Genomic DNA, 24936 nt, shown 5'->3' on the forward strand with positions numbered 1-24936 from the left:
CTAGGCCGGTTTTTTTGCCCGCCGCCGGAGCCTTTCCTATGCCCACTCGCGAGATCCGCCACCCGCTGATCCGACACAAACTCGGCCTTATGCGCCGTGCCGACATTAGCACGAAGAACTTCCGTGAGCTTGCTCAGGAAGTCGGAGCGTTGCTCACTTACGAAGCCACCAAGGATTTGCCCCTGGAAACCTACGAGATCCCCGGTTGGGCCGGTCCCGTACAGGTGGAGAAAATCGCCGGTAAGAAAATTACCGTGGTGCCGATCCTGCGCGCCGGTATCGGCATGCTTGAAGGTGTACTCAGCCTGATTCCGGGCGCCAAGGTCAGCGCCGTGGGCGTGGCCCGCAATGAAGAAACCCTGCAGGCCCACACCTACCTGGAAAAACTCGTCCCGGAAATCAACGAACGCCTGGCCATGATCATCGACCCGATGCTCGCCACCGGCAGTTCCATGGTTGCCACCATCGACCTGCTGAAAAAAGCCGGTTGCCGGGACATCCGCGCCATGGTGCTGGTGGCCGCGCCCGAAGGCATCGCCGCCGTCGAGAAGGCCCACCCGGACGTGCAGATCTACACCGCGTCCATCGATGAGCGCCTGAACGAACACGGCTACATCATCCCGGGCCTTGGCGATGCCGGTGACAAGATCTTCGGCACCAAGCAGAAGGACGCGTGAGCATGCAGGATGAATTCAACGACCCGCTTTGGCGCCAGATCCTGTCTGGCGCACAAATGCTCTTCGTAGCATTTGGCGCGTTGGTGTTGATGCCACTGATCACAGGTCTTGATCCAAACGTCGCGCTGTTCACCGCAGGCCTGGGCACGTTGCTGTTCCAGGTGGTGACAGGGCGGCAGGTGCCGGTATTTCTGGCATCGAGCTTCGCGTTCATCACCCCGATCATTCTCGCCAAGGGCCAGTTCGGCCTGGCGGCGACCATGGGCGGGGTGATGGCGGCGGGTTTCGTCTATACGTTCCTGGGCCTGGCCGTGAAGGTCAAGGGCACCGGTTTTATCGACCGGCTGCTGCCGCCCGTGGTGATCGGCCCGGTGATCATCTCGATCGGCCTGGCCATGGCGCCGATTGCCGCCAATATGGCTATGGGCAAGTCCGGCGACGGTGCCGAGTTGATCCATTACCAGACCGCGATGCTGATCTCGATGCCAGCGCTGCTCACCACTTTGATCGTGGCCGTGTTCGGCAAGGGCATTTTCCGCCTGGTGCCGATCATTTCCGGTGTGCTGGTGGGCTTTGCCATGTCGTTCTACTTTGGTGTGGTCGACACGGCGAAAATCGCCGCGGCACCGTGGTTCGCCCTGCCCCACTTCACCGCACCGGAGTTCAACTGGCAGGCGATCCTGTTTATCGTCCCGGTGGCCCTGGCCCCGGCGATCGAGCATATCGGCGGTGTGATTGCGGTAGGCAGCGTGACCGGCCGCGATTACCTGAAAAAGCCTGGCCTGCATCGCACGCTGCTGGGTGACGGTATTGCCACCACGGCTGCCGGCATGTTTGGCGGCCCGCCGAACACCACCTACGCCGAAGTGACCGGCGCCGTGATGCTGACCAAGAACTACAACCCGAAAATCATGACCTGGGCGGCAGTGTTTGCCATCAGTCTGGCGTTCATCGGCAAGTTCGGCGCGCTGCTGCAGAGCATCCCCGTGCCGGTGATGGGCGGGATTCTCTGCCTGCTGTTCGGCTCGATTGCTGCGGTGGGGATGAACACGCTGATTCGCCACAAGATCGACCTGGGTGAGGCGCGCAACCTGGTGATTGTGTCGGTAACGTTGGTGTTCGGGATTGGCGGTGTGCTGGTGGGTACCGGCACCGGCCCGGATGATTTCGGCCTCAAGGGCATCGCCCTGTGTGCGGTGGTAGCGATTGGCTTGAACTTGCTGCTGCCGGGCAATGATGGCTGGAAGAACAAGAAGCCGGATGATGAGCCGCTGATCTAAGTTTTCTGGTGTAGCTGATGGCCTCATCGCGGGCAAGCCCGGCTCCCACAGGGAAATGCAGCATCCTGTGGGAGCCGGGCTTGCCCGCGATGAGGCCCTTACAGCCTGTAAAAATTAGAGCTCGCCGAGACCGTCGATCAGCGCCTGGTTCTGCTCCGGCGTCCCGATACTGATCCGCAGGAACTGGGCAATCCGCTCCTGCTTGAAGTGCCGCACAATCACCCCTTGCTCGCGCAACTTGGCGGCCAGCCCTGCAGCGTCATGCCGCGGGTGACGCGCGAAGATGAAGTTCGCCGCCGACGGCAATACCTCAAACCCCTTGCTCTCCAATTGCGCGACAACCTGGTTGCGGCTGTCGATCACCCACTTGCAGGTCTTCTCAAAGTATTCACGGTCGTCAAACGCGGCCGCCGCACCAACAATCGCCAGCCGATCCAACGGGTAGGAGTTGAAGCTGTTCTTGACCCGCTCCAGCGCCTCGATCAGGTCTGGGTGGCCCACGGCCAGGCCTACGCGCAAACCGGCCAGTGAGCGCGATTTGGACAGGGTCTGGGTTACCAGCAGGTTCGGGTAACGATCGACCAGGCTGATGGCGGTTTCGCCGCCGAAGTCGATATAGGCTTCATCGACCACCACCACCGAATCCGGGCTGGCCTTGAGGATCTGCTCTACCGCGTCCAGCGCCAGTACGCAGCCGGTGGGCGCGTTCGGGTTGGGGAAGATGATCCCGCCGTTGGGCCTGGCGTAGTCAGCGGCGCGAATCTGGAACTGCTCGTCCAATGGCACCGCGTCGAACGTGATGCCGTACAGGCCGCAGTACACCGGATAGAAGCTGTAGCTGATGTCCGGGAACAACAGCGGCAGATCGTGCTGGAACAGGCCATGGAAGATGTGCGCCAGGACTTCATCGGAACCGTTGCCCAGGAACACCTTGCCGGCGTCGATCCCGTAATACCTGGCCACGGCCTGCTTGAGCAGGTCGCTGTTGGGGTCTGGGTACAGGCGCAAGTTGTCATTCAACTCGGCCTGCATTGCCGCCAGCGCCTTGGGCGATGGGCCGTAGGGGTTTTCATTGGTGTTGAGCTTGACCAGCTTGGTCAGCTTCGGTTGCTCACCGGGTACGTAAGGCACCAGGTCCTTGACGAAAGGGCTCCAGAATTTGCTCATGCCTTACTCTCCCTTGACGATGCGGTATTCGGCGCTGCGTGCGTGCGCGCTGAGGGATTCACCACGGGCCAGCACCGAGGCGGTCTTGCCCAGCTCGGAAGCGCCTTGTGGCGAGCAGAAGATAATCGACGAGCGCTTCTGGAAATCGTACACCCCCAGCGGCGACGAGAAACGTGCAGTGCCGGAGGTCGGCAACACGTGGTTGGGGCCGGCGCAGTAGTCGCCCAGGGCTTCGCTGGTGTGGCGCCCCATAAAGATCGCCCCGGCGTGACGGATCGACGGCAACCAGGCCTGAGGGTCCGCTACGGACAGTTCCAGGTGCTCCGGTGCGATGCGGTTGGCCACTTCGATGGCCTGCTCCATGTCACGCACCAGAATCAGCGCACCACGGCCGTTGATCGACTTCTCGATGATCTCGGCACGCTCCATGGTGGGCAGCAGTTTATTGATGCTGGCGGCGACCTTGTCGAGGAACTCGGCATCGGGGCTGACCAGGATCGCCTGAGCGTCTTCATCGTGCTCCGCCTGGGAGAACAGGTCCATGGCGATCCAGTCCGGGTCGGTCTGGCCGTCACACACCACAAGGATTTCCGAAGGGCCGGCGATCATGTCGATACCGACCTGGCCAAACACATGGCGCTTGGCGGTGGCGACGTAGATGTTGCCAGGGCCAACCACCTTGTCGACCTTCGGCACGCTTTCGGTGCCATAGGCCAGCGCCGCGACGGCCTGGGCGCCACCGATGGTGAACACGCGGTCGACGCCGGCGATGCAGGCGGCAGCCAGCACCAGCTCGTTGATTTCGCCACGCGGGGTCGGCACCACCATGACCACTTCGGTCACGCCCGCAACTTTGGCCGGGATCGCATTCATCAACACCGACGATGGATACGACGCCTTGCCGCCCGGCACGTACAGGCCGGCGCGGTCCAGTGGCGTGACCTTCTGGCCCAGCACCGTGCCGTCGGCCTCGGTGTAGCTCCAGGAGTCCTGCTTCTGTTTCTCGTGATAGCTGCGTACCCGCGCCGCTGCGACTTCCAGGGCTTCGCGCTGTGGTGCGGTAATGCGCGTCAGCGCCAGCTCCAGGCGTTCACGCGGCAGGATCAGGTCGGCCATGGACTTTACGTCCAGCCCGTCGAACTGGCGGGTGAAGTCCACCAGCGCCGCATCACCGCGCTCGCGCACGGCCTTGATGATGTCGAGCACCCGCTGGTTGACCGAGTCGTCGGACACGCTTTCCCAGCTCAGCAGATGATCCAGATGATGGGCGAAATCCGGGTCGGCAGCGTTGAGTCGGGCAATTGCAGTGGACGTGGTCATAGCGAGGGCCTCAATAGAATTGGCAAAAACTCAGGCGCCCTAAACTAGCAGTCGTTTCCGCTTGGGCACCTGAGAATTCTGGCTATGAGGCGGATAGACGGGCGCAGCTTTTCAGCTACGCGGGTGAGTCAACCGCGGTGTCGCGACTCCACTGCCTTGCGCAGGGTGTCGATCAACGCCTGGATACGGGCGTGCTGCATCTTCATCGATGCCTTGTTGACGATCAGGCGGGAGCTGATGTCAGCGATGAAATCCTGGGGCTCCAAACCGTTGGCGCGCAGGGTGTTGCCGGTGTCGACCACGTCGATGATCTTGTCGGCCAGGCCGATCAGCGGCGCCAGCTCCATGGAGCCGTAGAGCTTGATGATATCGACCTGACGGCCTTGCTCGGCGTAGTAGCGCTTGGCGACGTTGACGAACTTGGTGGCGACCCGCAGGCGGCCCTTGGGCTCGACATCACCGACACGGCCGGCAGTCATCAGCTTGCACAGGGCGATGCGTAGGTCCAAGGGCTCGTACAAGCCCTGGCCGCCGTACTCCATCAGCACGTCCTTGCCGGCAACCCCCAGGTCGGCGGCGCCATGTTCAACGTAGGTCGGCACGTCGGTAGCCCGCACGATCAGCAGGCGCACGTCGTCCTGGGTCGTGGGGATGATCAGCTTGCGGCTCTTGTCCGGATTCTCGGTCGGCACGATGCCCGCTTCAGCCAGAAGCGGCAACGTGTCGTCAAGGATGCGGCCCTTGGACAGTGCGATGGTCAACATGGGAAATGTCAGTCCTTCATCAGGCTATTGCTGTCCGGTCGCAAACGGCGCCAGACACAGATCGAGGCCATGACAGCCTCGATTTGAAACAAACCAGTGTTTGTAGGAGCGAGGGGGACGCCTAGTTCTTGCTCGCGAAGAACGTCAACGATAACGCGTTTATTCAGACTTCACGCGGTGACCATGAGCTCTTCGCGAGCAAGCTCGCTCCTACATCCTACAGTGCAGTGGGGGTTAGCCCGGTACGCGGCGGATTTTTGCGCCGAGCATCTGCAGTTTCTCTTCGATGCACTCGTAACCACGGTCTATGTGGTAGATGCGGTCGATCAGGGTGTCGCCTTCGGCGCACAGTGCCGAGATTACCAGGCTGGCCGAAGCACGCAGGTCGGTGGCCATGACTGGCGCGCCCTTGAGCTTGTCGATGCCGGTGACGATGGCGGTGTTGCCTTCGACCTGGATCTTGGCGCCCATGCGGTGCAGTTCATACACGTGCATGAAACGGTTTTCGAAGATGGTCTCGATCACGGCACCGGTGCCTTCGGCAATCGCGTTCAGGGAGATGAACTGCGCTTGCATGTCGGTCGGGAACGCCGGGTACGGAGCGGTACGCACGTTGACAGCTTTCGGCCGCTTGCCGTGCATGTTCAGCTCGATCCAGTCTTCGCCGGTGGTGATCTCTGCGCCGGCTTCCTTGAGTTTTTCCAGGACGGCTTCAAGGATGGTCGGATCGGTGTCCTTGACCTTCACACGGCCACCGGTCACGGCGGCGGCAACCAGGTAGGTGCCGGTCTCGATGCGGTCAGGCATGACTTTGTAGGTGGCAGTGTGCAGGCGCTCTACCCCATCAATAGTGATGGTGTCGGTGCCAGCGCCGGAAACCTTCGCGCCCATGGCGTTGAGGAAATTGGCCAGGTCGACCACTTCCGGCTCGCGCGCGGCGTTCTGCAGCACGCTGCGACCGTTGGCGAGGGCAGCGGCCATCATGATGTTCTCGGTACCGGTCACACTGACGGTATCAAAGAAGAAGTTCGCGCCCCGCAGGCCGCCTTCCGGCGCCTTGGCCTTGATGTAGCCGCCTTCGACATCGATGACTGCGCCCATGGCCTCAAGGCCACGGATGTGCAGGTCGACCGGACGCGAACCAATGGCGCAACCGCCAGGCAAGGCCACTTCGGCTTCGCCGAAACGGGCAACCATCGGGCCCAGCACCAGGATCGACGCACGCATGGTTTTCACCAGTTCGTACGGTGCGATCAGGGTCTTGATGGTGCGCGGGTCGATTTCGACGGCCAGTTTCTCGTCGATCACCGGCTCAATGCCCATGCGACCGAACAGCTCGATCATGGTGGTAATGTCGTGCAAGTGCGGCAGGTTGGCCACAGTCACTGGGCCATCGCACAGCAGGGTCGCTGCCAGGATCGGCAAGGCGGAGTTTTTCGCACCGGAAATGCGGATCTCGCCATCAAGGCGGGCACCGCCGGTAATAATCAATTTATCCATAAGAATCTCGACGCCTTGGGGGCTCAGGTGCGCTCGGCCCAGGCCGCGCGGCTGAAAAATTTCATAGTGACCGCGTGGATGCTGCCATCGGCGATCCATGGGTTCAAATGGGTATAGATCTGCTGCTGACGCTTGACCGGGCTCAATGCCGCCAGTTCATCGCTAATCACGTTCAGCTGGAAATTGCAGCCTTCGCCTTCAACTTCTATGTTCGTTTCCGGCAGCTTTCCTTCAAGGAAGCTCTTAACTTCTAGGGCCTGCATGCTCAACCTCTATCGGCGCCCAGTGCGCACGGGTCGCACATCATACAAAAAAGCCCCGCGCCTGCGAACCCCGCATAGCAGGACTCTGACGGGGGGCTTTTCTAATAATGTGTATTAAGGATGCGCCAGCAGTTCGGTCAAACCGGAAACTTCGGCAATTTCACGCATGTCTTCCGGCAACGCACGGATGCTGACCGGTTTTTTCGCCGCCTCGGCATCACGCATGAAGCACAGCAACAACGACAGGCCGACACTGCTGGACTTGGTCACCGCCGAGCAATCGAGCACCAGTTCTGGCGCCTTGCTGGCCTTGATCAGCGCCTGGCCCTGCTTGCGCAGGTCAGGCCCGGTGCGGTAATCCAGCACGCCGCTGAGGAACAGCTCGCCGGCGTCGCCGATACGAACAGCCGACTCGGTCATTGCGCAGGCTTCCCGGCAGCTTTGTCGGTTTCTTCCTTGGCCTTGGCCACTTCACCGGCCCAACCATTGATGGTCTTGTCCAGGTCGTTGCCATTGCGCTGCATCGCGTCAGCGAACTGGTCACGGAACAGCTTGCCGATGTTGATACCGTTGATGATCACGTTGCGCAGTTTCCACTCGCCGTTGATCTTCGTCAGGGTGTAGGACACTGGATAAACGGCACCATTGCTGCCGGAGACTTTCATCCCGACTTCGGCGCGGTCGCCAGTCTCGTCCTTGGCCGGGTCAACGATAATGCCCTGGTTGTTGTACTCCAGCAGGGCGTTGCCGTAGAACTGGAACAGACCCTTCTTGAAGTTCTCCTGGAACGTCTGCATCTGCGCAGGCGTAGCCTTGCGCGAATATTTGACCGTCATGATGCTTTTGGAAATACCTTCAGCATCGACCACAGGGCCAACGATGGCGTCAAGCGCCTTGTAGAACTGGGAAGGGTCTTGCTTGTACTGTTCTTTGTTAGCCTTGAGGTCAGCCAGCATTCTGCTGGTGGTGTCCTGCACCAAATCGTGGGCAGAACCTGCCGCGTTGGCCATCATCGGCAATGCTGCAAGCAGTACCAGCAGGCCACGTCGCAAGGTAGAGATCATGAACAGATTCCTCATTTGGCGTCTTTATTGACCGTATTGAGCAAAAATTTTCCGATCAGGTCTTCAAGCACCAGCGACGACTGTGTGTCGTGGATGGTCGAACCATCCTTGAGCAGGGCTGTTTCCCCGCCCACGCTGACACCGATGTACTTCTCGCCCAGCAACCCCGCAGTGAGGATAGATGCTGTGGAGTCAGTCGGCAGATTATCTACCTTCTTGTCCAGTTGCATCGTCACCCGACCGGTAAAGCTGTCGCGATCCAGATCGATTGCCGTGACCTTGCCGATGGTGACACCGGCCATGGTCACTTTGGATCTGACCGTCAAACCGGCGATATTGTCGAAGTACGCGTAAAGTTTATAGGTATCGGCGGTAGGGCTGGCCGAAAGGCCGCTGACTCGCAGGGCCAACAACAGTAAAGCCAGGATGCCAGCCAGCAAGAAAAGGCCGACACCGATTTCCACAGTGCGGTTTTGCATCAGAAATCTCCAAACATCAAGGCGGTCAAAATGAAGTCAAGGCCCAGTACCGCCAGCGAGGCGTACACAACGGTCTTGGTAGTGGCACGGCTGATCCCCTCTGAAGTGGGCTCGCAGTCATAGCCTTGGAATACGGCAATCCAGGTCACCACAAAGGCAAAGACAATGCTCTTTATGATGCCGTTGAGCACGTCACCGGTGAAGGTCACGCTGTTTTGCATGTTGGCCCAGTAGGAGCCGTCGTAGACCCCCAGCCAGTCAACCGCCACCCACGAACCGCCCCAGATACCCACCACGCTGAAGATCATCGCCAGCAATGGCAGGGAAATGAAGCCGGCCCACAGGCGCGGGGCAACAATGTACTTGAGCGGGTCCACGCCGATCATTTCCAGGCTGGACAGCTGCTCGGTGGACTTCATATTGCCGATTTCAGCAGTCAGCGCCGAACCTGCACGCCCCGCAAACAACAAGGCGGTGACCACGGGGCCAAGCTCACGCAACAGAGTCAGGGCCACCATCTGCCCTACCGCCTGCTCCGAGCCGTAGCTGGACAGGATATTGAAACCCTGCAGCGCCAGCACCATGCCGATGAACACGCCGGAGACCACGATGATCACCAGGGACATCACCCCCACCGAGTGCAGCTGCTTGACCAGCAGACCAAAGCCGCCGCCGATGCCGCCGCGCCCCAGCAAGGCGTGGAACAGGAAAATGGTCGAACGCCCCAGCACTTCGACGATGTCGATGCCCGAACGACCGAAAAGGCGAACCTTCTCGATAAGAGATGTCTTGCGCATCAGCGCTTCCCCAGAAGATCTGAGCGGTAGTCCGCTGCCGGAAAGTGAAAAGGCACCGGGCCATCGGGGTTGCCGGTCATGAATTGGCGAATGCGCGGGTTATCGGCGTTCATCAACTCTTCAGGCGTACCCTGCCCCAGCACCTGACCGTCACCTACTACATAGAGGTAGTCGGCAATGCTCGCGGTTTCGGCCAGGTCGTGGGACACCACGATACTGGTGATCCCCAATGCATCGTTGAGCAGGCGGATCAGGCGCACCAACACGCCCATGGCGATCGGGTCCTGACCCACGAATGGCTCGTCGTACATGAGGATCTGTGGGTCGAGGGCAATGGCCCGCGCCAGGGCAACACGGCGCTTCATACCGCCGGACAACTCGTCTGGCATCAGGTCGATGGCACCGCGAAGGCCCACGGCCTGCAGTTTCAGCAACACGATGTCACGAATCATCTCGTCGGACAGTTGGGTGTGCACCCGCAGCGGGAAGGCCACGTTTTCGAACACATCGAGGTCGGTGAACAGCGCGCCGCTCTGGAACAGCACCCCCATATGCTTGCGCGCATCGAACAGATCGCTGCGCGACAGCGTCGGCAGGTTCTGGCCGTTGACCCACACTTCCCCGGCACTGGGGCGCAATTGCATGCCCATCAGGCGCAACAGGGTGGTCTTGCCGCAACCGGAAGGCCCCATGATGCCCGTGACCTTGCCGCGAGGAATGCGAATATCGACGTTATTGAAGATGCTGCGCGTACCGCGCTTGAAGGTAAGGCCCTTCAGCTCGACCGCGTAGGCGTTATCGGCACTCATCTAATCTCCTTGGGATGCAGCCTTTCACTCAGACACCATGTGTGCGACTTTGGTTTTCAACTGATGCGCAATAATAAGGCACATGGGTTGGGCGGACCGAACTGGCGGCGAACTATATCACTGCTGGTACAGAGCGCCCAAGGCCGGAACAGCGCTGGTTCAGATTTGAGACAGGGAAAAAACGTTGCTTGCTATGTTACCGACGGTGCTTTTCAGTTATCCGGCGCACAAAGCCTGACGAACTTGTGTGAGGGAATTGATCATTACCGCTATAATCGCCGACTTTTCGTCAGGCTATACGATTTCAGACATGAGCCAATCCAGCGACCTTATTCAATCCGCGCAACGCACCATACGCCTTGAGCTTGAAGCCGTAGAAGGCTTGCTGGCGCATATCGACGCGGATTTCGTGCGCGCCTGCGAGATGATTCTGGCCAGCAAGGGCCGCGTTGTGGTGGTCGGCATGGGCAAGTCCGGCCACATTGGCAACAAGATCGCCGCGACCTTGGCGAGCACCGGGACCACCGCGTTTTTCGTGCACCCGGCCGAAGCCAGCCACGGCGACATGGGCATGATCACCAAGGATGACGTGATTCTGGCGCTGTCCAACTCCGGCACCACCAACGAAATCGTGACCCTGTTGCCGCTGATCAAGCGCTTGGGTATCCAGATGATCAGCCTTACAGGCAACCCTGAGTCAACGCTGGCCAAGGCCGCCGACGTCAACCTGAACGTGCACGTGGCCCACGAGGCCTGCCCGCTGAACCTGGCGCCCACCTCCTCTACCACCGCCGCGCTGGTAATGGGCGATGCCCTGGCAGTGGCGCTGCTGGAGGCTCGCGGGTTTACCGCCGAAGATTTCGCATTTTCCCATCCAGGTGGTGCACTGGGCCGTCGCCTGTTGCTGAAAGTGGAAAATGTGATGCACAGCGGCACAGAACTGCCGAGCGTTCCACGCGGTACCCTTTTGCGGGATGCGCTGATGGAAATGACCCGCAAGGGCTTGGGCATGACCGCCATCGTCGAAACCGATGGCCGGCTGGCCGGGATATTCACCGACGGCGACCTGCGTCGCACCCTGGACCGCACCATTGATATCCATACCGCCACCATCGACGCCGTGATGACCCCTCACGGCAAGACCGCCCGCGCCGAAATGCTCGCGGCCGAAGCGTTGAAAATCATGGAAGACCACCGGATAGGCGCACTTATCGTGGTCGACCACGATGATCGGCCGATCGGGGCCCTTAACCTTGGCGACTTGCTGCGCGCAGGAGTGATGTAAATGACCAGCGACCTGATGCAACGCGGTAAGAACATCAAACTGGCGATTTTCGACGTTGACGGCGTGCTGACGGATGGCCGCCTGTACTTCCTCGAAGACGGCAGCGAATTCAAGACTTTCAACACCCTCGACGGCCAAGGCATCAAGATGCTGATGGCAGCGGGCGTGCAAACCGCAATTATCAGCGGTCGAAAAACACCGGTTGTGGAACGCCGCGCACAAAACCTCGGTATTCCTCACCTGTATCAGGGCCGCGAGGATAAACTGGTGGTATTGGACGAGCTTCTTGGCCAACTCAACCTAAGCTATGAACAGGTCGCCTATCTGGGCGACGACCTGCCCGACCTGCCGGTGATTCGCCGGGTAGGCCTGGGCATGGCCGTCGCGAATGCCGCAGCGTTTGTGCGCGAACACGCCCATGGCATCACCACCGCCCGTGGCGGCGAAGGTGCCGCCCGCGAGTTCTGCGAGTTGATCCTGCGTGCCCAGGGCAGTCTTGAAGCGGCCCACGCCGCCTACCTATAGAGCGTTATATGCTGAGCAAAAAGATTCGCAACTTCCTGTTATTCGGGGTCATCGCCGCGCTGCTCCTGGCGGTGGGCTACTGGAATATCAGCCCGGAGCGCTTTCTCGACAAGCCTGTTGCGCAGGTTGACGAAGGCCTTATCGACTATTACGCCACCAATGCCTACAGCATTCAGTACCTGCCCGACGGCAAGGTGCAGTATGAGATGACATCGGACAAGGTCGAGCATTTGAAGGCTTCCGAAGTCAGCCTGCTGACCAATCCGGACCTGAACCTGTATCGCGGCACCGAATTTCCCTGGCACGTCACCAGCAAGCGTGGCGAGGTCAACCCGGACGGCACCGAAGTTGAACTGATCGACTCGGTTCGCGTCGCACGTACAGACGCGCAGAACCGTGACACCATCATTACCAGCAGTCGCATGACCGTATTCCCACAGAAGCAATATGCGCAGACCGAGCAAGACGTTAGAATCGACGGCGCTGGCGGTGTATCGACTGGCAAGGGAATGAAAGCGTATTTGAAAGAAAGCAGGATACACCTGCTATCGAACGTAAGAGGACAGTATGAGGCTCGTTAAAACCCTCCCTATTTTGCTCGGTCTGGGCGCAGCACTGGGAAGCGTGAGCGCCTGGGCTCTGCCGAACGATAGCCAGCAACCGATCCACATCTCGGCTGACGATGCACAGCTCGATGACAAGAAAGGTGTCGCCACCTATACCGGCGGCGTGATCATCACCCAGGGCTCGATGAAGATCACCGGTAACACAGTGACCCTGACGCGCACCCCCACAGGCGACATTGACGTGGTGACGTCGGTGGGCAACCTGGCTTACTTCGAACAGCAGCAGTCGGCAACCGATACCGGCAAGATGAAGGGCTACGGCAAGACCATCCAGTATCACGCCCTGCAGAACCGCATTGTCCTGATCGATCAGGCCAAGGTGCTCAGCCCCGATGGCAACTCCACGGAAGGTGAGAAAATCACCTACGACACCGTGAAACAGATCGCTAATGCCGGTCGCGCCAATGGCAATAAGGTCACCTCGCCACGCCCGCGCATCGACATGGTTATCCAGCCGAAGAAGAAGGCCGAGTAATGGCAACCCTGAAAGCCCAGCACCTGGCCAAGGCCTATAAAAGCCGCCAGGTGGTACGCGATGTCAGCCTGTCGATCGACAGCGGCCAGATCGTCGGTTTGCTCGGCCCTAACGGTGCCGGCAAAACCACCTGCTTCTATATGATCGTCGGGCTGGTCCAGGCAGACCAGGGTCGCGTATTGATCGACGACCTGGACGTCAGCCACCAACCCATGCACGGTCGTGCACGGGCAGGTATCGGCTATCTTCCCCAGGAGGCGTCGATCTTCCGCAAACTGTCGGTGGCCGACAACATCATGGCGATCCTCGAGACCCGCAAGGAACTCGATCGCGACGGCCGTCGCCAGGAGCTGGAAAGCCTGCTGCAGGAATTCCACATCAACCACATTCGCGACAACCTCGGCATGAGCTTGTCCGGTGGTGAACGTCGTCGCGTGGAAATCGCCCGCGCCCTGGCGACCGCGCCGAAATTCATCCTGCTGGATGAACCCTTTGCCGGTGTCGACCCGATTTCGGTGGGTGATATCAAGCAGATCATCCATCACCTCAAGGCCAAGGGCATTGGGGTGCTGATCACGGACCACAACGTGCGCGAGACCCTCGATATCTGCGAGACCGCTTATATCGTCAACGATGGCCAACTGATTGCCGAAGGCGATGCCGAGACGATCCTGGCTAACGAGCTGGTGAAGGAAGTGTACCTGGGTCACGAGTTCCGCCTGTAAACACAGGGGTATCGCGCTTTTCCCTGGAGCGCGCGGGAGTCAATGGAAACCTCGGTTTTTTTATTGTTACCGCGCTCTAGGCAAAGGCCCCGAGATCAGGCATATAATTTGCTTATGTTTGGCGCTCACGCGCCCTGTCGTGGATGGCGCATTGCGCCGGCGAATAAGGTGTTAAGCCCCTGCCATGAAACCATCGCTAGTCCTGAGAATGGGCCAGCAGCTGACGATGACACCGCAGCTGCAACAGGCCATCCGCCTGCTCCAATTGTCGACCCTGGACCTGCAACAGGAAATCCAGGAGGCCCTGGAGTCCAATCCGATGCTCGAACGCCAGGAAGAAGGCGACGACTTCGACAACGCAGATCCGCTGGCCGACAACATCGAGCAAAAACCCAATCCCGACGTGCAGGAACCCTCCTATCAGGAAACCGCCCCGACGGTGGATAACCTGGAGGAAGGCGACTGGAACGAACGCATTCCCAACGAGCTTCCCGTGGACACCGCGTGGGAAGACGTCTACCAGACCAGCGCCAGCAGCCTGCCGAGCAACGATGATGATGAGTGGGACTTCACCACCCGCACGTCGGTGGGTGAGAGCCTGCAGAGCCACTTGTTGTGGCAACTGAACCTGGCGCCGATGTCCGATACCGATCGTCTGATCGCGGTCACCCTGATCGATTGCATCAACAACCAAGGCTACCTGGACGAAACCCTCGACGAGATCCTCGAGGCCTTCGACCCGGAACTGGACATCGAACTGGACGAAATCGAAGCCGTCCTGCACCGCATCCAGCAATTCGAACCCGCCGGCATCGGTGCCCGCACACTCAGCGAGTGCCTGTTGCTGCAACTGCGCCAACTGCCGGCCAAGACGCCATGGCTCACCGAAGCGCAACGCCTGGTCAGTGACTACATCGACCTGTTGGGCAGTCGTGACTACAGCCAACTGATGCGCCGCATGAAGCTCAAGGAAGATGACTTGCGCCAGGTCATCGAGCTGGTGCAAAGCCTCAACCCGCGTCCGGGCTCGCAGATCGAATCCAGCGAAGCCGAATACGTGGTCCCCGACGTCATCGTGCGCAAGGACAACGAGCGCTGGCTGGTGGAGCTGAACCAGGAGTCGGTACCGCGCCTGCGGGTCAACCCGCAATACGCAGGTTTTGTGCGCCGCGCTGACACCAGCGCCGACAACACCTTCATGCGCAACCAGTTGCAGGAAGCGCGGTGGTTCATCAAGAGCCTGCAAAGCCGCAACGAAACCCTGATGAAAGTCGCGACGCAAATCGTCGAACACCAGCGCGGTTTCCTGGAATACGGCGACGAGGCCATGAAGCCTCTGGTGCTGCACGACATCGCCGAAGCCGTCGGTATGCACGAATCGACGATTTCCCGGGTCACCACGCAGAAATTCATGCATACCCCACGGGGTATTTATGAGCTGAAATACTTTTTCTCCAGCCACGTCAGCACCTCCGAGGGCGGCGAATGCTCGTCCACGGCGATCCGCGCGATCATCAAAAAACTGGTTGCCGCGGAAAATCAGAAAAAGCCGTTGAGTGACAGCAAGATCGCTGGTTTACTGGAGGCACAAGGCATTCAGGTCGCCCGTCGAACCGTCGCCAAGTACCGCGAGTCCCTAGGGATCGCGCCTTCCAGCGAGCGTAAGCGGTTGATGTGACGGGCGGGCCACAGCGTTCCAGTGGTGGGTATTCCTGCCCACCGCTTTATGCACTGGCAACGAAGGAGAAGCTGTATGCAAGTCAACATCAGTGGACACCAGCTGGAAGTCACCAAGCCCCTGCGTGAATACACCGAGAGCAAACTGAACAAGCTTGCGGGGCATTTTGACAAGATCACCAACGTGCAGGTCATCATGGAGGTCGATAAGCTCAAGCAGAAAATCGAGGCCACCCTGCACGTACCGAATGCCAAGCTCGTCGCCAATGCGGAACATGAAGACATGTACGCGGCAATTGACTCCCTTTACGACAAGCTCGACCGCCAACTCATAAAGCATAAGGAAAAGAATCTGCACCTGATGCAAGGTACAGGTCGTTAACTCTCCCCCCATGATCCGACTTGAAACCATCCTGACCCCCGGCCGTTCCCTCGTGAACGTGCCGGGCGGCAGTAAAAAGCGCGCCCTCGAACAAATTGCCAACCTGATCAGCAGCCAAGTGCCTGAGCTGGAGATGCAAGATGTTTTCGAAGCTCTGATTGCTCGTGAAAAACTCGGCTCGACCGGTTTTGGCAACGGCATCGCCATTCCTCACTGCCGCCTCGAAGGCTGCGATACCCCGGTCAGCGCGCTGCTGCACCTGGAAAAACCCATCGACTTCGACGCCATCGACGGTGCCCCGGTTGACCTGCTGTTCGTTCTGCTGGTCCCGCAAGCCGCCACCGATGCGCACCTGGAACTGCTCCGGCAGATCGCCAGCATGCTGGACCGCAAGGATGTACGCGACAAACTGCGCAGCGCCTCCAGCAATGAAGCGTTGTACCAAGTTGTCCTGGATGAACAAAACGGGCAGTAATCATGCGTTTGATCATCGTCAGCGGTCGCTCCGGCTCCGGTAAGAGCACCGCCCTCAATGTGCTTGAGGACAACGGCTTCTATTGCATCGACAACCTGCCGGCCGGCCTGCTGCCAGAGCTGGCGGAACGTGCATTGATCCATACCGAATTGGCACAGCCACTGGTGGCTGTCTCGATTGATGCGCGCAACCTGCCCAGCCACCTTTCGCGGTTCCCGGAACTGCTGGAAGAAGTGCGCGCCAAGCACATTCATTGCGACGTGCTGTACCTGGATGCAGACGAAGAAACCCTGCTCAAGCGGTTCTCCGAAACCCGTCGACGTCACCCCCTCAGCAGTGCCAACCGCTCTCTGGCCGAAGCCATCGAGGACGAGACCAAACTGCTGGGGCCGATCATTGACCTGGCCGACCTGAAGATCAACACCACCAACCTGAACCTGTATCAGTTGCGCGATGCGATCAAGCTGCGCCTGCTGAACCAGCCTGAGCCGGGGACGGCGTTCCTGGTCGAGTCTTTTGGCTTCAAGCGCGGCATGCCGGTAGACGCCGACCTGGTGTTCGACGTGCGCTGCCTGCCCAACCCTTACTGGAAGCCGGAACTGCGCGATCAGTCGGGGTTGGACCAGCCTGTGGTCGACTACCTGGCCGCGCAACCGGACGTAGAAGAGATGTTCCAGGACATCTCCAGCTACCTGCTCAAATGGTTGCCGCGCTTTGCCGCCAGCAATCGGGCCTATGTCACCATTGCCATTGGCTGCACCGGTGGCCACCACCGCTCGGTCTATTTGACTGAACGACTGGGCCAGGTGCTGCAACAAACCCTCAAGAACGTCCAGGTTCGCCACCGCGACCTAAGCTGAAAGGAACACCACTGCGATGCCGGCTCGGGAAATTGAAATCATCAACAAGCTGGGCCTGCACGCCCGGGCGTCGGCTAAGTTCGTCGGCGTGGCTGGGCAGTTCCCCTGCCAGATCCGTGCAGGGCGCACGCCAGAGTCCATGGTCGATGGCAAAAGCATCATGGCGATGATGATGTTGGCGGCCGGCAAAGGCACCAAGATCCATCTGAGCACCGAAGGCGAGCAAGAAGACGAAGCAATGGCCGCACTGGTCGAGTTGATTAACAACTACTTCGACGAAGGCGAATAACCCCTACTGTAGGAGCGAGCTTGCTCGCGAAAAACGTCAACGATACGCGGGCATCCTGGTTTAACGCAGTGCTCTCAGGTTTTTCGCGAGCAAGCTCGCTCCTACATAGATAAAGCCATCCTCAGCCTAACGCCGTATCCATCACCATCATCAGGCAAAACCCGAGGCACAGCCCAAGGCTGGCGAGCTTTTCATGACCATTACGGCGCGACTCGGGGATGACTTCATGAGTCACCACCAGCAACATTGCCCCAGCGGCCAGCGCCAGACCCAACGGCAACAACACTTCGGCAAGGCTCACCAGCCATGCGCAGAGCACCGCAAATACCGGTTCAACCAAGCCTGATGCAGCGCCAATCAGGAAGGCCTTGGCCCTCGACATTCCCGCTCCCGCCAATACCAACGCAATCACCAGCCCTTCGGGGACATCCTGCAAGGCAATGCCCATGGCGAGGCTGTCGGCATCCGCCATGCCTCCGCCCGCAGACACACCCACGGCCATGCCTTCAGGAATGTTGTGCGCAATGATGGCAAACACGAATAACCAAATACGCGGCGGGATAACCGGCTTATCCGGTGTACCCACCAGCATTTCCGGGCTGGCGCCAGAGACCTTGCGGTCCACCAGGTAAAGGCCGAACGCTCCGAGCATGATGCCGAAGCTGATCAGGCCACCGGCGCCCCAGGGCGACAGCCCCAGGCCTTCAGCAGCAGCGATACCCGGCACGACCAGGGAAAACGCGGTCGCCGCCAGCATCACACCAGCCCCAAAGCCCAGCAGGGTATCGCTCAGCGCCATCGGCATGCGCCGAATCACCAACACCGGCACCGCCCCCAGCGCGGTGCCGAGCGCGCAGATCGCCCCGCCCTGCAAAGCACGCAAGATGCGCGGTTCCAGGTTCAACCAGGCCAGCCCATGGGCCACCAATAACGCAGTACCTGCCAATAGCAGCAGCGTGCCAAACGCATAACGAAACATTCGCACGCTACCGATCGCCAGTGTTTGAGTGCCCATAGTCGGCCTTAGATCTTGTTATGGAGTGAGTGTCAGGCCAAGGCCGCCTGATAGCGCGCGGCAACTTCCGGCCAGTTGATGACGCTATAAAATGCATTGATGTACTCGGGTCGTCGGTTTTGATATTGCAGGTAGTAAGCGTGTTCCCAGACGTCCAGACCAAGGATGGGTGTATTGCCGCTCATCAGCGGGCTGTCCTGGTTGCCGCTGCTTTCCACCACCAGCGTTTTTTGTGGGGTAACGCTCAACCAGGCCCAACCGCTGCCGAAACGCGTCAACGCCGCCTTGGTAAACGCTTCCTTGAAGCTGTCGAAGCCGCCAAGTTGTTCGTCGATGGCCTTGCCCAGTGCACCCTCGGGTTTGCCTCCCCCTGTCGGTGACATGACCGCCCAGAACAACGAGTGGTTTGCATGCCCGCCTCCTTGGTTGACCACGGCGGCGCGTAATTTCTCCGGCAATGTTTGGACGCTGGACACCAGCTTCTCCACCGGCCAGCCGGCGAACTCAGTGCCCTCGACCGCGGCATTGAGGTTATTGATGTAGGTCTGGTGGTGCTTGGTGTAGTGAATTTCCATGGTTTGCGCGTCGATATGCGGCTCGAGGGCGTCGTAGGCGTAAGGCAAGGCCGGCAAGGTATAGGTCATATCAATGTGCTCCATAGTGGGACGTGGACGTTGGCGTCGCAGCACTGCCCAGCAGCCGATGAGTGCGTGGATATTCGCCGTGATCGCTGATGAAATTCAGCAGCTCGACGTAGGTCTTGCTGCTCTGGCGCAGCGCGGCCTCGCGCAATGACGGGCTCAGGCGTGGGTCCTGCATGGTCTGCAATAGGCGCTGATGGATAGCGCACAGGTATTCCGCGCTTTCCTCAGGCTGGTTCAGGCGCAAGTGCAGGTCCGCCAGGTTGTGATGGGAAATGACGCAAGCCGCCACTGCTTCGTCAGCATCCGCCCAGCGTTCGAACAACACTTGAGCCAGGGCCAGGGCTTGCAGATAGGCCTCGCGAGCGTCAACCAGCTCACCCGCCATAAAGCAGCGATTGGCCCGTTCGATCGTGCGTTTCCAGTGCTCCATGGTGAGCCTCCAAAGCAGGGTCGTTGATTACACGCCGCCAGCCGTGAGCTTTTCCGGGTCCAGCAGGACTTCCAGTTGGCTGCGAGGCAGGTCGGTGTGTTCGAGGGCGACATCGATCACCGGGCGGCCTTGCTGATACGCCTTCTTGGCGATTTCAGCGGCTTTCTGGTAGCCGATGATCGGGTTAAGTGCGGTGACCAGGATGGGATTGCGCGACAGCGCTTCCTTGAGCTTGGGTTCGTTGACCTTGAAGCTGGCAATGGCCTTGTCCGCCAGCAACCGGCTGGAGTTGGCCAGCAACTCCAGGCTGCTGAGCAGGTTCTGGGCAATGATCGGCAGCATCACATTCAGCTCGAAGTTGCCCGATTGGCCGGCCACGGTGATCACTGTGTCGTTGCCAATAACCTGGGCGGCCACCATGGCGGTCGCTTCCGGGATGACCGGGTTGACCTTGCCCGGCATGATCGACGAGCCCGGCTGCAGCGCCTCCAGTTCGATTTCACCGAGGCCGGCCAATGGGCCGGAGTTCATCCAGCGCAGGTCATTGGCGATCTTCATCAGCGACACCGCCGTGGCTTTCAACTGGCCAGAGACTGCAACGGCGGTGTCCTGGGAGCCAATCAGCGCAAACAGGTTCTTGCCGGGGGTGAACTTCACGCCGGTCAAAAGGCTCAGTTGCTGGCTGAAGCGCCCGGCAAACTCGGGATGCGCGTTGATCCCGGTGCCGACTGCCGTCCCGCCCTGGGCCAATGCTTGCAGCGCCGGTAGCAGGTCCTGCAAGTGGCCGATATTGGCCTTGAGCTGCTGCGCCCAGCCGTTGAGCACCTGGCTCATGCGCACCGGCATGGCGTCCATCAAATGCGTGCGACCGGTCTTGATGAACGGGTGAACCGCCTCGGCTTTTTGCTCGATGACTTGCACCAGATGCAACAGGGCCGGCAGTGTTTGCTCGTGCAGCACCAACGCGGCACTGACGTGGATGGTGGTGGGGATGATGTCGTTGCTGCTCTGGCCGCAATTGACGTGGTCATTTGGGTTGACCGTCTCGCCGAGCAAACGGCTGGCAAGGGTCGCGATCACTTCGTTGGCGTTCATGTTGGAGCTGGTGCCAGAGCCGGTCTGGAAGATATCCACCGGAAAATGCTGCATGTAGTCGCCTTCCAGCAGGCCTTGGGCGGCATCGACAATGGCCTTGCCCTGCCCTTCGCTGATTTGCTTGAGGTCGACGTTGACCCTCGCGGCGGCGGTCTTGGCCAGGATCAGGGCGCGGATGAACTGCGCCGGCATGGGTTGATGACTGATCGGAAAATTATTCACGGCACGCTGGGTTTGCGCGCCATACAAAGCTTCTTGCGGCACACGCAGTTCGCCCATGCTGTCGCGTTCGATACGGGTGTTACTCATCATTAGATCCTTGCACCAAGTCAGAAACGGAAATCGAAGGCAGTAATTCGCAGCTCGCCAATTGCCAGGCAAAGGTCTGCCAGCGCTTGAGGCGGCAGGCACAGTGGGAGAGTTTTTCCAGGTCGCGCAGTGGCCGCCAGGCCTGGTCCATGCACAGGGAGCGCCAATGCCAGGGCAAGGCGATATCGCTGGCAGTGTCGATCAACAAGCGAAATGAGGTTTCGGCGATCGTCCACGGATGGGTTGCGGTGCAACACGCCAGGTACCGACCTTCGTTGAGGTAATGCTCGATCAGGCGAGGTTCATTGGGATCCAGGCCACAGCGAATCTGGCGGCTCATCCAACGCCAGCTTTCCAGATAGGGATCCTCATGCAGGACAGAACTCATGAGCCATACTCACTCGGTAATGATATTTATTATTAAATGATATTGAGAATCAAAACAAGAGTAGCCCATTGATCCCACAAAAAGAGCTGCAATAAAAAAGGCGCGCCATCTTTGCGATGGCGCGCCTTTCGGGACGTGCTGGAAGGATTAGCTGCCAGCGACCGTCATGCGTTCGATCAGCACCGAACCCGTGCGGATGTTGCTGCGCAGTTCCAGGTCGTTACCCACGGCAACGATTTGCTTGAACATATCGCGCATATTGCCGGCAATGGTCACTTCCTGGACGGCGAACTGAATCTCGCCGTTCTCCACCCAGAAGCCCGCCGCACCGCGCGAGTAGTCACCGGTGACCATGTTCAGGCCATGGCCCATCAATTCAGTCACCAGCAACCCGCGCCCCATCCGCCGCAACAACGCGGCCTGGTCTTCATCGCCATGGGTCACGAACAGGTTATGCACGCCGCCCGCGTTGGCGGTGCTTGGCAGTCCCAGCTTGCGACCGGCATAAGTGCCCAGCACATAGGACACCAGCTCACCCTTTTCGACAAACGGCTTGGCATAGGTGGCCAGGCCATCGCCGTCGAACGACGAACTGCCCATCGCGCGCATCAGGTGGGGGCGCTCGTCGATGGTCAGCCACTCAGGGAACAGCTTCTGGCCGATGGCGCCTTCCAGGAACGAAGACTTGCGATACAGGTTGCCCCCGGAAATCGCCCCCAGGAAGCTACCGAACAAACCACCGGCCAGCTCAGCGGAAAACAGCACAGGCACTTCGCAGGTCGGCACCGGGCGCGCGCCCAGGCGGCTTGCAGCCCGTTGCGCCGCACGCAGGCCAATGCTTGCAGGGTCTGCCAGTAACTCGCCTTGGCGGTTTACGTCGTACCAGTAATCACGCTGCATCTGCCCATTGGCTTCGGCGATCATCACGCAACTGAGGCTGTGACGCGTGGACGCATAGCCACCGATAAAGCCATGGCTGTTGCCGTAGACGCGGCAGCCCTGATGGGTGCTCAAGGTGGTGCCGTCCGCATTCTTGATGCGGGCATCGGCATCGAAGGCTGCCGCTTCGCAGGTCAGCGCCAGTTCGATGGCTTGCTCAGGGGTGATGTCCCAGGCATGGAACAGGTCAAAATCCTGCACATCCTTGGCCATCAGCGCTTTGTCGGCCAGGCCCGAGCTTTCATCCTCGGAGGTGTGCTTGGCAATCGCCAGTGCCGCGGCGACGGTCTCGCGAATCGCCTCGGGGCCACTGGCCGAGGTGCTGGCCGAGCCTTTGCGCTGGCCTGCATATAAGGTAATGCCAAACCCTTGGTCACGATTGAACTCAACCGTTTCCACTTCCCGCTGGCGCACCGAAGTCGACAACCCTTGCTCCAGCGACACCGCCACTTCACAGGCGCTGGCCCCCTGGCGCTTGGCCTCGGCAAGGATCTGCTCGACTTGTTCCTGCAGTGCCGGTAACGCTTGTGGACCGACGCTTTGGGCTGCACTCATGGTTTTCTCCACTCAAATTCTGCTTTCGGTAATGGCCATCGAGCGACCGGGCCGGACAAGCGGCCCCCGACTGGTTATCATGGCGGCGTTTCTTTGCGGACTGCCACCATGGTTGATTCTTACGACGACTCCCTCGATGGGGAGAAAAGCAAAACCCAGGTCAAACGTGAGCTGCATGCTCTGGTTGACCTTGGCGAGCGCCTTACGACGCTCAAAAAGGATTTGGTTGCAAAACTGCCACTGACCGACGAAATGCGTCGGGCCCTGGCCGATGCGCCCAAGCACACCGCGAATATCGCGCGTAAACGGCATATCTCGTTTATCGGCAAACTGATGCGCGACCAAGACATTGACGCCATTCTGACTTTGCTCGATCAAACCGATGCCTCCACTCGCCAGTACAACGAACGCTTCCACAACCTGGAACGTTGGCGTGACCGCCTGATCTCGGGCGATGACGCGGTGCTGGAGAAATTCGTACTGGACTACCCGGACGCGGACCGCCAGCAATTGCGCTCCCTGATCCGTCAGGCCCAGCACGAGCTGGCGCATAACAAGGCGCCGGCCACCAGCCGTAAAATCTTCAAGTACATCCGTGAGCTGGACGAGACTCAACGCGGCCTGCGCTGATCCTCTTCCCCGGGTGGCGGTCTTCGCCACCCGAAGCTCCCGCTCCTACGACCCCGTGCCACCCACGGTGATCGCATCAATTTTCAAGGTTGGCTGGCCGACACCTACCGGCACCGACTGCCCATCCTTGCCGCACGTGCCCACGCCGCTGTCCAGCGACAGGTCGTTACCGACCATCGACACCTTGCTCATGGCTTCCGGCCCGTTACCAATCAGCGTCGCCCCTTTGACCGGCGCGGTAATCTTGCCGTCTTCGATCAGGTACGCCTCGCTGGTGGAGAACACGAACTTGCCGCTGGTGATATCCACCTGGCCGCCGCCGAGGTTGGCGCAGTAGATACCGCGTTTGACCGAGGCAATGATTTCTGCCGGATCGCTTTGGCCACCAAGCATGTAGGTGTTGGTCATGCGCGGCATCGGCAGGTGCGCGTAAGACTCGCGACGACCATTACCGGTACGCGCCACGCCCATCAGGCGGGCGTTGAGCTTGTCTTGCATGTAGCCCTTGAGCACGCCGTTCTCGATCAGGGTGGTGCATTCGGTTGGCGTCCCTTCGTCATCGACACTCAGCGAACCACGGCGGCCGGCCAGGGTACCGTCATCGACAATGGTGCACAGCTTGGACGCAACCATTTCGCCCATGCGCCCGCTGTAAGCGGAACTGCCCTTGCGGTTGAAATCGCCTTCCAGCCCATGGCCCACGGCTTCGTGGAGCAACACCCCAGACCAGCCCGAACCCAGCACCACCGGCAAGGTACCGGCCGGTGCCGGAATCGCTTCCAGGTTGACCAATGCCTGGCGCAGCGCCTCACGGGCATAGCCCATGGCACGGTCGTCAGCGAGGAAATAACGGTAGTCGGTGCGCCCGCCGCCACCATGGCCACCGCGCTCGCGGCGCCCGTTCTGTTCGACGATCACACTCACATTGAAACGCACCAGCGGCCGTACATCCGCCGCCAGCCCACCGTCGGTGGACGCCACGAGGATGCGCTCCCACACGCCGGCCATGCTCACGGTCACTTGCTGGATACGCGGGTCCAAGGCACGGGTAGCGGCGTCGATACGCTTGAGCAGCTCGACCTTTTCCGCACGGCTGATCACTTCCAAGGGGTTATCCGGCGCATACAACTGGGCCACGTCCTGGGTACTGAATGCCTGCACCGTGCCATTCTGGCCGGCACGGGAAATCGAACGGGCGGCACGCGCCGCCAGGCCCAGGGCCTCCAGGGTGATCGCATTGCTGTAGGCAAAGCCGGTCTTCTCACCCGATTGCGCGCGAACGCCTACGCCCTGGTCAAGGTTGAAACTGCCTTCCTTGACGATCCCATCTTCCAACGCCCAGGACTCGGAAATCTGCCCCTGGAAATACAGGTCAGCCGCATCGATACCCGGCCCGGCCAGATCGCCGAGTACGGTTTGCAGGCTTTCGATGGTCACGCCACCGGGTGCCAGGAGGTGATCACTGACTGAGGACAACAACTCGCTCATAGGT

At 60.0% G+C, this 24936-nt stretch carries 30 protein-coding genes; 13 read left to right on the plus strand and 17 right to left on the minus strand.

All coding sequences use genetic code 11. The annotated features are described in order from the left end of the window. Positions 1-38 precede the first annotated feature (38 nt). Together upp and PSH76_RS23075 are read left to right on the plus strand one after the other, a co-directional pair. Positions 39-677 (plus strand): uracil phosphoribosyltransferase, encoded by a 639-nt coding sequence (upp, locus tag PSH76_RS23070; RefSeq protein WP_003188608.1) that lies wholly within the window; start codon positions 39-41, stop codon positions 675-677. A gap of 2 nt (positions 678-679) precedes the next feature. Further along, complete coding sequence (locus tag PSH76_RS23075; RefSeq protein WP_032893544.1) at positions 680-1957, plus strand: uracil-xanthine permease family protein; 1278 nt, start codon at positions 680-682, stop codon at positions 1955-1957. Positions 1958-2071: 114 nt separating this feature from the next. Here PSH76_RS23075 and hisC read toward each other — a convergent pair whose 3' ends face one another. From hisC to PSH76_RS23125, 10 genes are all read right to left on the minus strand, one after another. Beyond that, positions 2072-3124, minus strand: a complete 1053-nt coding sequence (gene hisC / locus PSH76_RS23080; protein ID WP_305492986.1) for a histidinol-phosphate transaminase — start codon at positions 3122-3124, stop codon at positions 2072-2074. Between the two features lie 3 nt (positions 3125-3127). After that, positions 3128-4444 (minus strand): histidinol dehydrogenase, encoded by a 1317-nt coding sequence (gene hisD, locus PSH76_RS23085; RefSeq protein WP_003188601.1) that lies wholly within the window; start codon positions 4442-4444, stop codon positions 3128-3130. A gap of 128 nt (positions 4445-4572) precedes the next feature. After that, on the minus strand, positions 4573-5208 hold the full coding sequence (gene hisG / locus PSH76_RS23090) for an ATP phosphoribosyltransferase (RefSeq protein ID WP_003188599.1): 636 nt from the start codon (positions 5206-5208) through the stop codon (positions 4573-4575). A gap of 234 nt (positions 5209-5442) precedes the next feature. Further along, on the minus strand, positions 5443-6708 hold the full coding sequence (gene murA, locus PSH76_RS23095; protein WP_003188598.1) for a UDP-N-acetylglucosamine 1-carboxyvinyltransferase: 1266 nt from the start codon (positions 6706-6708) through the stop codon (positions 5443-5445). Between the two features lie 23 nt (positions 6709-6731). Beyond that, positions 6732-6971, minus strand: coding sequence for a BolA family protein (locus PSH76_RS23100; RefSeq protein WP_032893547.1), 240 nt, complete (start codon positions 6969-6971; stop codon positions 6732-6734). 114 nt (positions 6972-7085) lie between these two features. Continuing rightward, positions 7086-7391 (minus strand): lipid asymmetry maintenance protein MlaB, encoded by a 306-nt coding sequence (locus tag PSH76_RS23105; protein ID WP_003188596.1) that lies wholly within the window; start codon positions 7389-7391, stop codon positions 7086-7088. Next, positions 7388-8035, minus strand: coding sequence for a phospholipid-binding protein MlaC (locus tag PSH76_RS23110; protein ID WP_138761301.1), 648 nt, complete (start codon positions 8033-8035; stop codon positions 7388-7390). The genes PSH76_RS23105 and PSH76_RS23110 overlap by 4 nt, the downstream gene beginning before the upstream one ends. Positions 8036-8046: 11 nt before the next feature. Next, the gene (gene mlaD, locus PSH76_RS23115; RefSeq protein ID WP_003188593.1) at positions 8047-8514 is read right to left on the minus strand and encodes an outer membrane lipid asymmetry maintenance protein MlaD; all 468 of its coding nucleotides are present in this window, start codon (positions 8512-8514) and stop codon (positions 8047-8049) included. Beyond that, a complete protein-coding gene (gene mlaE / locus PSH76_RS23120) occupies positions 8514-9311 on the minus strand; it encodes a lipid asymmetry maintenance ABC transporter permease subunit MlaE (RefSeq protein ID WP_003188592.1) in 798 nt (265 codons plus the stop codon). Before mlaE ends, mlaD begins: the two co-directional genes overlap by 1 nt. Continuing rightward, positions 9311-10120 carry an ATP-binding cassette domain-containing protein gene (locus PSH76_RS23125; RefSeq protein ID WP_003188590.1) on the minus strand — a complete coding sequence of 270 codons (810 nt, stop codon included), beginning with the start codon at positions 10118-10120 and terminating at the stop codon, positions 9311-9313. Before PSH76_RS23125 ends, mlaE begins: the two co-directional genes overlap by 1 nt. 310 nt (positions 10121-10430) lie before the next feature. Here PSH76_RS23125 and PSH76_RS23130 point away from each other — a divergent pair, with 310 nt between their 5' ends. From PSH76_RS23130 to PSH76_RS23175, 10 genes are all read left to right on the plus strand, one after another. Then, the gene (locus PSH76_RS23130) at positions 10431-11405 is read left to right on the plus strand and encodes a KpsF/GutQ family sugar-phosphate isomerase (protein ID WP_003188589.1); all 975 of its coding nucleotides are present in this window, start codon (positions 10431-10433) and stop codon (positions 11403-11405) included. Then, complete coding sequence (locus PSH76_RS23135; RefSeq protein ID WP_003188588.1) at positions 11406-11930, plus strand: HAD family hydrolase; 525 nt, start codon at positions 11406-11408, stop codon at positions 11928-11930. It begins immediately after the preceding gene. Positions 11931-11938: 8 nt separating this feature from the next. Then, a complete protein-coding gene (gene lptC, locus PSH76_RS23140) occupies positions 11939-12511 on the plus strand; it encodes an LPS export ABC transporter periplasmic protein LptC (RefSeq protein ID WP_014716937.1) in 573 nt (190 codons plus the stop codon). Further along, the gene (gene lptA / locus PSH76_RS23145) at positions 12498-13031 is read left to right on the plus strand and encodes a lipopolysaccharide transport periplasmic protein LptA (RefSeq protein WP_078802491.1); all 534 of its coding nucleotides are present in this window, start codon (positions 12498-12500) and stop codon (positions 13029-13031) included. Before lptC ends, lptA begins: the two co-directional genes overlap by 14 nt. Beyond that, entirely contained in the window at positions 13031-13756 is a 726-nt protein-coding gene (gene lptB / locus PSH76_RS23150) for an LPS export ABC transporter ATP-binding protein (RefSeq protein ID WP_003188582.1), read from the plus strand. Before lptA ends, lptB begins: the two co-directional genes overlap by 1 nt. Positions 13757-13940: 184 nt before the next feature. After that, the gene (locus tag PSH76_RS23155) at positions 13941-15434 is read left to right on the plus strand and encodes an RNA polymerase factor sigma-54 (RefSeq protein WP_003188580.1); all 1494 of its coding nucleotides are present in this window, start codon (positions 13941-13943) and stop codon (positions 15432-15434) included. A gap of 75 nt (positions 15435-15509) precedes the next feature. Beyond that, on the plus strand, positions 15510-15815 hold the full coding sequence (gene hpf, locus PSH76_RS23160) for a ribosome hibernation-promoting factor, HPF/YfiA family (RefSeq protein ID WP_003171804.1): 306 nt from the start codon (positions 15510-15512) through the stop codon (positions 15813-15815). Between the two features lie 10 nt (positions 15816-15825). Then, positions 15826-16290 (plus strand): PTS IIA-like nitrogen regulatory protein PtsN, encoded by a 465-nt coding sequence (gene ptsN, locus PSH76_RS23165; RefSeq protein WP_003188579.1) that lies wholly within the window; start codon positions 15826-15828, stop codon positions 16288-16290. Between the two features lie 2 nt (positions 16291-16292). Beyond that, positions 16293-17150: an RNase adapter RapZ gene (rapZ, locus tag PSH76_RS23170; protein ID WP_003188578.1), complete on the plus strand. Its 858-nt coding sequence runs from the start codon at positions 16293-16295 to the stop codon at positions 17148-17150. 16 nt (positions 17151-17166) lie between these two features. Continuing rightward, positions 17167-17439 (plus strand): HPr family phosphocarrier protein, encoded by a 273-nt coding sequence (locus tag PSH76_RS23175; protein WP_032893555.1) that lies wholly within the window; start codon positions 17167-17169, stop codon positions 17437-17439. A gap of 121 nt (positions 17440-17560) precedes the next feature. Here the strand turns inward: PSH76_RS23175 and PSH76_RS23180 are convergent, their stop codons facing one another. The 6 genes from PSH76_RS23180 to pmbA form a co-directional block, all read right to left on the minus strand. Beyond that, positions 17561-18454, minus strand: a complete 894-nt coding sequence (locus PSH76_RS23180; protein ID WP_305492987.1) for a ZIP family metal transporter — start codon at positions 18452-18454, stop codon at positions 17561-17563. 32 nt (positions 18455-18486) lie between these two features. Further along, positions 18487-19098 carry a superoxide dismutase gene (locus tag PSH76_RS23185; RefSeq protein WP_044271631.1) on the minus strand — a complete coding sequence of 204 codons (612 nt, stop codon included), beginning with the start codon at positions 19096-19098 and terminating at the stop codon, positions 18487-18489. A 1-nt stretch (position 19099) separates the two neighbouring features. Then, the gene (locus PSH76_RS23190; RefSeq protein ID WP_003188573.1) at positions 19100-19528 is read right to left on the minus strand and encodes a hypothetical protein; all 429 of its coding nucleotides are present in this window, start codon (positions 19526-19528) and stop codon (positions 19100-19102) included. A gap of 27 nt (positions 19529-19555) precedes the next feature. Then, positions 19556-20932, minus strand: coding sequence for a lyase family protein (locus PSH76_RS23195; RefSeq protein WP_278917516.1), 1377 nt, complete (start codon positions 20930-20932; stop codon positions 19556-19558). Then, positions 20925-21320, minus strand: coding sequence for a FagA protein (locus tag PSH76_RS23200; protein WP_305492988.1), 396 nt, complete (start codon positions 21318-21320; stop codon positions 20925-20927). The genes PSH76_RS23195 and PSH76_RS23200 overlap by 8 nt, the downstream gene beginning before the upstream one ends. A gap of 147 nt (positions 21321-21467) precedes the next feature. Continuing rightward, positions 21468-22814, minus strand: coding sequence for a metalloprotease PmbA (gene pmbA / locus PSH76_RS23205; RefSeq protein ID WP_032893561.1), 1347 nt, complete (start codon positions 22812-22814; stop codon positions 21468-21470). A gap of 108 nt (positions 22815-22922) precedes the next feature. On the opposite strand from pmbA, the gene yjgA reads away from it, so the two are divergent. Further along, a complete protein-coding gene (yjgA, locus tag PSH76_RS23210) occupies positions 22923-23444 on the plus strand; it encodes a ribosome biogenesis factor YjgA (protein ID WP_003188568.1) in 522 nt (173 codons plus the stop codon). Positions 23445-23489: 45 nt separating this feature from the next. Here yjgA and tldD read toward each other — a convergent pair whose 3' ends face one another. After that, the gene (tldD, locus tag PSH76_RS23215) at positions 23490-24932 is read right to left on the minus strand and encodes a metalloprotease TldD (protein WP_003188566.1); all 1443 of its coding nucleotides are present in this window, start codon (positions 24930-24932) and stop codon (positions 23490-23492) included. Positions 24933-24936 lie beyond the last annotated feature (4 nt).

Origin of the sequence: Pseudomonas sp. FP215, assembly GCF_030687795.1 — a bacterium.
GTDB lineage: Bacteria > Pseudomonadota > Gammaproteobacteria > Pseudomonadales > Pseudomonadaceae > Aquipseudomonas > Aquipseudomonas salmasensis.